Source organism: Arthrobacter sp. CG_A4 (assembly GCF_035985125.1).
Taxonomy (GTDB): domain Bacteria; phylum Actinomycetota; class Actinomycetes; order Actinomycetales; family Micrococcaceae; genus Arthrobacter.
Genome location: NZ_JAXCID010000092.1, coordinates 1 through 2,849 on the forward strand (window position 1 = coordinate 1; position 2,849 = coordinate 2,849).

Annotated in this window: 1 protein-coding gene; it reads left to right on the forward strand. The window is 65.4% G+C overall.

Translation table 11 applies throughout. From position 1 onward, the window contains the following. The first annotated feature begins 235 nt into the window (after nucleotides 1-235). A complete protein-coding gene (locus RCH07_RS19105; RefSeq protein ID WP_442784872.1) occupies nucleotides 236-2,698 on the forward strand; it encodes an HAD-IC family P-type ATPase in 2,463 nt (820 codons plus the stop codon). Nucleotides 2,699-2,849: the final 151 nt, after the last annotated feature.

Consider the following 2,849-nt stretch of genomic DNA (forward strand, 5'->3'; position numbering starts at 1 on the left):
AGCAAACAAGGACCCAAAACCATGCCGTCCACGCGCGCACTTTCGAATGATTCCACGAAGAAAGCTACGCGCGCATCTTGACATGATTCCCCGGGACCAGCCCCACCCGCGGTCAGAGACCCTGCCACAGAAGGCCGGGGCGCCTCGCCAGCGCGCTAAACCAACCCAGCCCCCGAAAACAGAGGGTATGCCGTGCGTCACCCGTTCCGGACCCCGGGCCGGTTACGATCAGTGGATGTCCCAACCTCGGCACCCCGGACCCGTACTTCCATATCGGCGTGTATCCGGGCCCGCCGCCGCCGGCCTCTCCGCGGGTGAGGTTGCCTCCCGGGTGGCGAGTGGCCTAGCCAACCAGGTGCCCGACACAACGAGCCGCAGCCTGTGGGAGATCATCCGGGCGAATGTGCTGACACTGTTCAATGCCATTGTGGTCACCAGCTTTACTATCCTGCTGCTGCTGGGCAGCTGGCAGGATGCCCTCTTCGGGCTCGCGGCGGCGGGGAACGCCGTAATCGGTGTCGTGCAGGAATACCGGGCCAAGAAATCCCTTGACCAGCTGGCGGTCATGGATGCCCCGCTGGCCCGGGTACTGCGCGACGGTGACATCCAGGACATCGCTACTGCCGGCGTCGTGCGTGACGACGTGGTGGTGCTGCGGGCCGGAGACCAAGTCACCGCAGACGCCTGGGTCCTCGAAAGCGGCGGACTGGAAGCCGACGAATCACTCCTCACCGGCGAATCGGACCCGGTGGACAAGGACGCGGGTACCGAGGTCCTCTCCGGCTCGACCATTGTTGCCGGCCGCGGCACAGCACGGGTTATCCGGGTGGGCGCCGAATCCTTCGCCAGCAAACTCACGGCCGACGCCAAACGCTTTTCCCTGGTGAACTCCGAAATCCGCAACAGCCTCAACCGGATCCTTGGCTGGCTCACCTGGGCGCTGCTGCCGGTCGCCCTTATCGTCGCGAATGGCGAGATGCAGGCCCGCGGCGGCTGGGAAGAAGCCTTCACCAGCGGTACCTGGACCTCCGCTTTGGTCGGCGTGATCGCCAGCGTCATCGCCATGGTACCTCTGGGGCTTGTCCTGCTCTCGAGTGTGGCCTTCGCCGTCGGCGCGCTCCGGCTGGCTCGCGGGAAGGTTCTCATTCAGGAGCTGGCAGCGGTCGAAGGCCTCGCGCGGGTCGATGTCCTGTGCCTGGACAAGACCGGTACGCTCACGGAAGGCGGGATCGTCTTCGACGGCGTGCACGAACTGGCACAGCCTGCGGAACCGGGCTGGGAACGGGCACTCGGCTGGTTCGCGTCAGATTCCGAGGCGAACGCGACGGCGCGCTGTCTCGCCGCGGCCTTTGAGAACGACGGCGGCAGCCCGGCTGTGTCGTCTGTGCCGTTTTCTTCCGCCCGGAAGTGGAGCTCAGTCACCTTCGACGGCGGAAGCGGGGACAGGCACTCCTGGATTCTGGGTGCGCCGGAAATGGTGCTCCCCGACGACGACGCCGGGATTTCTGGCAGAACCGGCGCGGAGTCGGCGTCGGAAGAGGTACTCGGGCAGGCCGGAAAGCTGGCGGCTTCGGGGCTGCGGACCCTCCTGCTGGCCTATGCCAACAGTGCGGGCCTATCCGGAGACGGGACGACGCTGCCGGCCGGCGTGAGGCCCGTCGTGGTGCTGACGTTCCGGGAGCAGATCCGGCCCGATGCGCGGCAGACCCTGGCCTACTTCCGTGAGGAGGGCGTTGAGTTGAAGATCATCTCCGGCGACGACCCCCGCACTGTCGCGGCGATTGCGCGGCAGCTGGGACTCGAGGTCCGGGACGGCTACGATGCCCGCACGCTGCCGGAAGAGACAGGCGCGCTTGAGGATGTGATGGAAAGCAACACGGTTTTCGGCAGGGTCAGCCCAGCGCAGAAAAAAGACATGGTGGCAGCTCTACAGCGCCGCGGGCATACCGTGGCAATGACCGGCGACGGAGTCAATGATGCGCTGGCTCTGAAAGTGGCGGATATCGGCATAGCGATGGACTCCGCGGCCGCAGCCACCAAAGCCGTGGCCCGGCTGGTACTGCTGGACGGCCGCTTCGACAGGCTTCCTGGGGTTGTGGCCCAGGGCCGGCAAGTCATCGCCAATGTTGAACGGGTCTCGAATCTCTTCCTGAGTAAAACGGCCTATTCCATCGCGGTTGCGACAAGCTTTGGGCTCCTGCAATTGCAGTTTCCGTTTCTCCCGCGCCAGCTGTCCTTCATCGATGGGCTGACCATCGGAGTCCCGGCCTTCTTCCTGGCACTCATGCCCAATACCCGGCGCTATCGGCCCGGATTCCTCCGCCGCTCGCTGTCGTTCTCCATACCGGCGGGCCTCATTGTCGCGGGGTCGCTGATTGGGTTGACTGCCTACACGGGGGCGGCCGGCTTTGGCTCCGGGACACAAGCGCTGCAGGCAGCATCAGTAATCACGTTGTCGATTGTCGGGCTGTGGATTCTCTCCGTTGTGGCCCGGCCGCTCGATGCAAAGAAGCTGGCACTCGTGCTCGCCATGTGCGCAAGCCTGGTAACCCTGCTCAACGTACCGATCGCGCAGGACTTCTTCAACCTGCTCTGGCCGCCGGCTGAGCTGCTGCGGGCCGCGCTTCTTGCAGGAGCCGCCGGGGGCCTCGCGATCGAAGTCCTCGCCTGGATCCATGGCCGCAAGTTCCCCCGCTGACGGTTGCTGGGGGTGTCCGGTGGGGTGGCGGGAATCCAGCGGCGGCGGGTGGTGCGGGGTTTTGGTTTGGGGGTTAAATGACTCAGGCCCCGACTGTCGTTGTCGGGGCCTGAGGTGTAAATAGTGTCCGGCGGTGACCTACTCTCCCACA

Coding starts and splice junctions, on each gene's coding strand:
- RCH07_RS19105 (WP_442784872.1), top strand. CDS start 236: ATGTCCCAACCTCGGCACCCCGGACCCGTACTTCCATATCGGCGTGTA.